Origin of the sequence: Nocardia sp. NPDC004604, assembly GCF_040609795.1 — a bacterium.
GTDB lineage: Bacteria > Actinomycetota > Actinomycetes > Mycobacteriales > Mycobacteriaceae > Nocardia.
In genome coordinates this window covers 1-7,108 of sequence record NZ_JBEXLC010000254.1, presented here as the reverse complement: position 1 = coordinate 7,108, position 7,108 = coordinate 1, and the positions used below count along the sequence as shown (strand labels likewise).

At 65.0% G+C, this 7,108-nt stretch carries 6 protein-coding genes and 1 pseudogene; 2 read left to right on the top strand and 5 right to left on the bottom strand.

The features are described 5' to 3' along the window. The first annotated feature begins 120 nt into the window (after nt 1–120). Nucleotides 121–690, top strand: coding sequence for a recombination regulator RecX (recX, locus tag ABZW16_RS42390; protein WP_354961814.1), 570 nt, complete (start codon nt 121–123; stop codon nt 688–690). An 834-nt stretch (nt 691–1,524) separates the two neighbouring features. Here recX and ABZW16_RS42385 read toward each other — a convergent pair. After that, on the bottom strand, nt 1,525–2,409 hold the full coding sequence (locus ABZW16_RS42385; protein WP_354961813.1) for an NAD(P)H-binding protein: 885 nt from the start codon (nt 2,407–2,409) through the stop codon (nt 1,525–1,527). Nucleotides 2,410–2,505: 96 nt separating this feature from the next. Here ABZW16_RS42385 and ABZW16_RS42380 point away from each other — a divergent pair, with 96 nt between their 5' ends. Next, nucleotides 2,506–3,480 (top strand): LysR family transcriptional regulator, encoded by a 975-nt coding sequence (locus ABZW16_RS42380; protein ID WP_354961812.1) that lies wholly within the window; start codon nt 2,506–2,508, stop codon nt 3,478–3,480. A gap of 716 nt (nt 3,481–4,196) precedes the next feature. Here the strand turns inward: ABZW16_RS42380 and ABZW16_RS42375 are convergent. The 4 genes and pseudogenes from ABZW16_RS42375 to gluA form a co-directional block, all read right to left on the bottom strand. After that, a complete protein-coding gene (locus ABZW16_RS42375) occupies nt 4,197–5,096 on the bottom strand; it encodes an amino acid ABC transporter permease (RefSeq protein WP_354961811.1) in 900 nt (299 codons plus the stop codon). Then, entirely contained in the window at nt 5,093–5,767 is a 675-nt protein-coding gene (locus ABZW16_RS42370) for an amino acid ABC transporter permease (RefSeq protein WP_354961810.1), read from the bottom strand. The genes ABZW16_RS42375 and ABZW16_RS42370 overlap by 4 nt, the downstream gene beginning before the upstream one ends. Nucleotides 5,768–5,892: 125 nt before the next feature. Further along, nucleotides 5,893–6,726: a glutamate ABC transporter substrate-binding protein gene (locus ABZW16_RS42365; protein WP_354961809.1), complete on the bottom strand. Its 834-nt coding sequence runs from the start codon at nt 6,724–6,726 to the stop codon at nt 5,893–5,895. A gap of 64 nt (nt 6,727–6,790) precedes the next feature. Beyond that, a pseudogene (gluA, locus tag ABZW16_RS42360) lies at nt 6,791–7,030 on the bottom strand (glutamate ABC transporter ATP-binding protein GluA); the annotation flags it as partial. Nucleotides 7,031–7,108 lie beyond the last annotated feature (78 nt).

The following is a 7,108-nucleotide window of genomic DNA, read 5'->3' as shown; positions in this document are numbered from 1 at the left end:
GCTGCGGATCGGGCGCGCTCGACCGGGTCCCGGCGCGGTCGCGAGCGCCGGAACGAGTTCCGGCGCAACGACTCCCAGTCGGCTGACTTTCAAAGTTCCGAAGGCCGATGGGCGGATCCGGTGGCGGCCGGATCCGAAGAGGATGCGCCCTCGACGGATACCGGTGTAACCCGGTCACGTCCGGAGCGCACCCTCCAAGGCGGGACGGTCGAGCAGGCGAAGGAGGCGTGTCTTCGCCTGCTCGCCGTCCGCGCCCGCAGCCGTGCCGAACTAGCCCAGCGCTTAGCGGCCAAGGGTTTCACTCCCGATATCACCGAACGAGCCCTCGACCGCTTCACCGAGGTCGGCCTGATAGACGATGCCGCCTTCGCCGAACAATGGGTCCACTCCCGCCACACCTTCTCCGGCAAAGGCAAACAAGCCCTGGCCCAAGAACTCCGCCGCAAGGGCATATCCCAATCCCACGCCGCTCCCGCTCTCGCCGCCATCACCGCCGACGACGAGGAAGAACGCGCCGCCGAACTGGTCCGCCGCAAACTACGCACCATGCCCCCGAACCTGGACCGCGACAAAACAATCCGCCGCCTCGTAGGCATGCTCGCCCGCCGCGGCTACCCCCAATCCACCGCCTTCACCGTAGTAAAAGCCGAACTCGCCCAAGCCCAATTCGACGCCCCAGCCCCCGACTGAGCGCCCGCCGCGGCTGACCTGGTCGGCAGGCGAGCCGACCGCCAGTCCACCGATTGGCGGTGTCCATGGCCGATGTTGGATCCGTGTGTAGTGCGATGCGCTGGATCTTGATCCGAGCGTCGGCCGTGCCCGGTCTGGTCAGCAGGCGAGCCGACTGCCGCTGCGGTGTTCGTCGCCACCGTTGAACCGGCGCAGCCCGTACGCGCGATCTTGACCGAGCGTCTGCAGCGCCTTCGGAGGACGTAGCGGTACTGCAAAAGTTCACGGCGAATTCTGCACCGGTGTGAGGGCTGATCGCGCACCAGCGCCTCCGAACCTGAGCTGCGACAAGACAACCCGCCATCATCGATGTACGCCCGCTTCGGCCGCAACCAATCCACAGCCTGCACTGTGGTGCACGCCGAAGTTATCCAGGCACAGCTCAATTCCCCAGCCTCGACTGAGCGCGCATCGTGCCCCCGCAGCCGGCAGGCGAGCCCAACGCCCACTCTCCCGCTCCACAATGCCGCCGCATTAGTCAACGAGAATGCGCTGGTGCAGGTGTGCTCTCGATGTTTGCCTGCATCAGTGCATGGTGATCACCGGTCCAGGACTGTGCTGTGGGGGTGTTTGTGGTCGAGTCCTGGAGTGGTGGTTTCGGCTGATCGTGCTCCGGTCTGGTGTTGATCGCAGGCGGGTGTCCGTGGTTCTTGGATTGCGGTGGATCTGCCGCGTGGTCGCGGTGGTTGCCGTGACCACGCGGCAGGTGGTTGCACGGGTAGTGAAGATGAACTGGCGCTGTGGTTAGCGCCCCGCCGGGCGGACTTGGTCCGGCGGGGTGGGGGAGTGTGGGGGTCAGTTTTGGAAGGCGGGGGTGAGGGATTCTTCGCACCATTGGCGGAAGGTGGTGGGGGTGGTGGATTGGGGGGTGCGGGGTTCGGCGTTGTCGAGGCCGTTGTTCTTGGCTTCGAGCATGTCGAGCATGCCCTGGGCCATTACTTCGGACATACCGGATTCGAGGAGTCTGGTCTTGAAGGTGGTGCCGGGGATCTGCTGGAACCGGATCGGGCGGCCGAGTACCTCGGACATGATCTGTGCCATGTCGTTTCCGGAGAGGTCCTCGGGGCCGAGGATGGGGACGCTGTCCTGTCCCGTCCAGGAATCATCGAGGAGCAGTTCGGCGGCGACAGCGGCGATATCGCGGGTTGCGCAGGTTGGGCGTTTGTGATCGGGGGCGAGTGGCCAGAAGAATGTGCCCTGACTTTTGATGGTCTCGACTTGGCCGAGCATGTTGTCCATGAACGAGGGCATGGCCAGCGCTCGGTAGCTCACGCCGGTGCTCGCGATCAGATCGTCCATGGCCAGCGATGCCGTGACCAGTCCGGCGTGTGCGGCTACCGCCGACCCGCGCCCGACGGCCGAGACTCCGACCACTCGCTGCACGTCCTGGCTCGTGAATGCCGCACACGCGGGCCGGGTGAAGTCGAGAAAGGCGGCATCGAGGCTCGTGGCGCGAAGGTTGGGGGGAAGGAGCCAGAACACGGCGTCGGCATCGGCGAATGCCTTGGTGACCACATCGATATCCCCGTGTGAGCCCTGCACGATGTCGACGCGCTCGCGGATGTCTGCGGGCAGGCGCGCGGGATCGCGTGCGATGACGCGGACCGGTGCGTCGCTGTCGAGCAGACGCTGGAGGACCTGGTGGCCGATGGTGCCGGTTGGGGTGGTGACAACGATCATGACGACCTCTGTTCGAGTGATTTGGCATTGGCCAGTCAACTCGGCACGGCACCGAACCTGAAGGACCGATCCGATATCCGTTGATACCGTGGGGATATGAGTGATCTGGAGGTTCGCCAACTCCGATACTTCGTGGCCGTCGCGGAGGAACTGCATTTCGGGCGCGCCGCCGAGCGCCTAGGGATGGCGCAGCCGCCGCTGTCCCGGGCGATTCGGGAGCTGGAACGCCAGTTGGGTGTTCAATTGTTCGAGCGCACCACCCGGCAGGTTGTGCTCACCCCGGCCGGTGAGGTTTTGCTCCGCGATGCCGCGACCGCGCTCGACGCGGTCGCCGCCGCCGCGCAGCGAGCCCGGCACATTGGGCAGCCGACGCCCGGGTTGCGGCTCGCGCTCAAAACCGACTACGACGGCGGGCTCCTGCTGCAGATCCTCGAGACATACCACCGCGAGGAAGCGGCGATTCCGGTCGAGGTGATGTTGGGCGGTCGGGATCAGCAGGTCCCGGCCCTGCGCCAGGGGCGAGCGGATATCGCACTGCTGCCCACCCCGTTCGACGACCGCGACCTGGATGTCGAACCCCTGCTGACCGAGCCGCGCGTGGTCGCATTGGCGGCATCCGATCCCTTGGCCGCCCGCGCAACCCTGTGCTTGGCCGACCTCACCGGCAGAATGTTGCCCGACGGCTCACCCGCCGATCAGGACGGCCTGATCCCCAACACCCGCAGCGGATCCCACGGCCGGAACCCGGTCGCCCGCCGGACAAACCTGGACCTGGCACAGATCTTCAACCTGATCGAACTGGGCAGCATCATCTGGTTCCCGCCATCCTCGGTGGCCCGTCGCCACCCCCGCCCTGATATCGCCTACCGCTCCGTCACCGACCTCCAGCCGACCACCCTCGCCCTGGCCTGGCCGCAAACCTGCCACTCACCCGCCGTAGCCGCCTTCGTCCGCGCCGCCACCACCGTCGCAGCAGCCACCTACCCACCCGAATCCGCCACGACAGAAGAACCTTCTACCCCCAGCCTTCTCGACGCGGAAGGGCTCCAAGGCATCGTGACCTCGTCCTGACAAGGGCACACGGTCGGTGACTACCCACCCATTCGCTGCGACCGCGACTGCCCCCTCAGTTCGGCGAGCATGCGCCGACGTTGTCCGGGCTGCTTTCGTTACGGCAGTTGACTGCTGGCCCGAATCTGCCACGACAGAAAGGCCTTCTGCCCCCCGGTCTTCTCGACGCGGAAGGGCTCCAAGGCATCGTGACCTCGCCCTGACCGCCGCACACGGTCGGGACCTCCTCACCCGTTCGCTGCGACCGCGGCTTCGGCTTCGGTTCGGCAAGCATGTGTTGCTGTTGTTGTCCGCGCCGCTTCCGTTACGGCGGTCGACTGCTCGCCCGAATCTGCCACGACAGAAGAGCCTTCCGTCCCTGGCCTTCTCGACGCGGAAGGGATCCAAGGCATCGTGACCTCGCCCTGACCGCCGCGTGGTGATCGTCCGCCCCTGCCGCCACCATCGCGGCCTCAGTTCGGCCAGCATGCGCTGGCTTCATCGTCGGCGCCCATCGGCCGCGGCGGCCAGCCACGCGGCCGAATCCGCTGCGGCAGACATGTTCCACGTCGGCCGAGCCCGTCCCCGACAGGAGGTCGTGTGCCCGCCATCGACGGGCGGTCCTCGTTTCGCGCGGCCAGCGGACATGCAGATGACCCGCCCCGGTCGCCGAGGCGGGAGATCCCGCGATCGGCGACCAAGGCGAGGTGTCTTCGAGCCGAACAGTCAGCTGGGGCTCAGGACTTCTGAGTGATATCCATTCCAGGGGTGGCGTCGGTCAGGACCGAGTCGGCGGCGACGACCGTGCCTCCTCTCTTGCGTTTGCGGGAGCGGAGGCGCTGCTCGAGTTTATTGGCCACGACGGTCAGGGTGCTGTTCAGCAGAATCATTACTACTGCGACGATCATCAGTGCGGGCACCGTATTGCGTTCGGCGGCGCCGAGTTGGGAGCCCTGACGGACGATCTCGAGGTAGGTGATCTGGTAGCCGAGGGCCGAATCCTTCAGTGCGACAACCATCTGCGAGATCAATGCGGGCAGCATCGCGGTGATCGCCTGTGGCAGCAGGATCAGTCGCATCAGCTGTCCCTTGCGCAGACCGAGGGCCACCGCGGCCTCGGTCTGCCCCTTGGGCAGCGATTTGATACCAGCGCGCACGATTTCGGCGATGACCGAGCCGTTGTAGATCGTCAGCGCGATCACCACGGCCCACAGTGCGAGCTGATCGACCTTGAATACCTGGTAATCGGAGAAGACGTAGAACAGGAAGATCATCAGGATCAGCACCGGGATGGCCCGGGCCACCTCGACGATCGCGCCCGCCACCCAGCGCACCAGCCGGTGGTCCGAGAGCCGCAGGATGCCGAAGATCATGCCGATCACCAGTGCGAACACGATCGACAGCAGCGCGGCCACGAGGGTGCCGCGCAGACCTGGCAGCAGGTAGGTCTTCCAGACGTCCGCCTCCAGGAACGGCTTCCACTTCTCCGCGGTGAACTGCCCCTTATCGGCGAAGCCGCGGTAGAACACCCAGCCGAGTGCCAGTACCGCGACAATCGCGATGACGGAATAGATCTGGTTCCGCAGGCGCGCGCGTGGTCCCGGCGCGTCGAAAAGGACCGAAGCTCCAGAACTCATCGGGCCACCTCGAATCGCTTGGCCAGCCAGCCGAACAGCAGGCCGGTCGGCAGGGTCAGGATCACGAAGCCCAGGGCGAAGATGAAGCCGATGGTGATCAGCGCGGCCTCGTTCTCGTTCATCTTGGCCATCAGGGTCGCGGCCTCGGCCACGCCGATGGCCGAGGCGATGGTCGAATTCTTGGTCAGTGCGATCAACACACTGCCCAGCGGGGCAATGACCGAACGGAATGCCTGGGGCAGCACCACGATCCGCAGATTCTGCAGGAAGGTGAAGCCCAGTGAGCGGCCCGCCTCGGACTGACCCATCGGCACGGTATTGATGCCCGCGCGCAGCGATTCGCAGACGAATGCCGCGGTGTAGATGCTGAGTCCGAGTACGGCGTAGCGGAAGTTGTTCTGCGCCAGCGAGTTCGGGCCCTCGGGTGCGAGCTTCCAACCCATCGTGGAGTAGAGGCCCAGCGAGCAGAACACGATGATCAGCGTCAGCGGGGTATTGCGGAAGATGGTGACGTAGGCGGTGCCGAGAAAACGGGCGACCGGCACCGGAGACACGCGCATGGCGGCGACGAATGTGCCCAGGATCAGGGCGAGGACCGCCGACGCCGCGGTCAATTTGATGGTCACCCAGAAGGCGCCGAGGACGTCATACCTCGAGATCAGGTCGAACACGGTGGGCGCGTCCCTCCGATCGGATAGATGTGCGGCGGCCGGAGATCGTCCTTCCGCGCGCGATGTACAGGGGTGCTCGTAGCGAAGAGATCGGGTGGCCCGGTCCGGACCACCCGATCAGGAACTCAGTACCGGTTCACCGTCGGCGGCGTCGGCGCCTGGTAGCCGGAGACACCGACCGTGGAGTCGAACGCCTTCTTCCAGGAACCGTCCGCGATCATCGCCTCGATCGCGTCGTTGACCTTGTCGCGCAGTTCCTTATCGCCCTTCTTCAGGCCGATGCCGTAGTTCTCCGTGGTGAACGGCTTGCCGACGACCTTGAACGTGCCCGCGCTCTGCGCGGCGTAGCCGGCCAGGATGATGTCGTCGGTGGTCACCGCGTCGTACGAACCGGCCTGCAGGCCCTCGAGGCACAGCGAGTAGGTGTCGTTGGTCTGCAACTGGGTGTCCGGGTAGTTCTTCTCGATGTTCTGGGCCGGGGTGGAGCCCTTCACCGAGCAGACCTTCTTGCCCTTCAGATCATTGGGGCCGTTGATGCTGTTGTTGTCGGCCTTCACCAGCAGCGACTGGCCCGCGACGTAATACGGTCCGGCGAAGTCGACCTTCTCCTTGCGCTTGTCGTTGATCGAGTAGGTGGCGACGATGTAGTCGACCTGACCGTTCTCGATCAGCGTCTCGCGCTGACCGGAGGGCGACTCCTTGAACGTGATGTTCTCCGGCTTCACGCCGAGCTTGCCCGCGACGTACTTGGCGACCTCGACGTCGAAGCCGCTGTAGGAGCCGTCCTTATTGCGCAGGCCGAGGCCCGGCTGATCGAATTTGATGCCGACGGTGAGCTTGCCGTCCTTGGCGTGGTCCAGTGCGGACTTATCGCCGCCGCCCCCACAGGCGGCGGTGCTGGCGGCCAGCGTCAGGGCTACTGCCCCGATGCCGAGTCGAAGCGCACGGTTGATCCTCATCGGTTCCTTCTCCCTCTGGTGTTTCCATGGCCGAAGTCTTTTACGGTTGCGGTGATTACTCGGTTCAGTGGCTCAGGATCTTGCCGAGGAAATCCTTGGCGCGGTCGGACTTCGGCGCGGTGAAGAACACCTCGGGTGTGTCGTCCTCGACGATCAGCCCGTCCGCCATGAACAGCACGCGGTTGCCCGCCTTGCGCGCGAAGCCCATCTCGTGGGTGACGACCAGCATCGTCATACCCTCCTTGGCCAGCGACACCATGACGTCGAGCACCTCGTTGACCATCTCCGGGTCCAATGCCGAGGTATGAACGGATTAAAGATGAACTTAGAGTAGGACGAACGCTTAAACAGGCTTATTCTAAAGCAAATAAAAGTTCTTTCT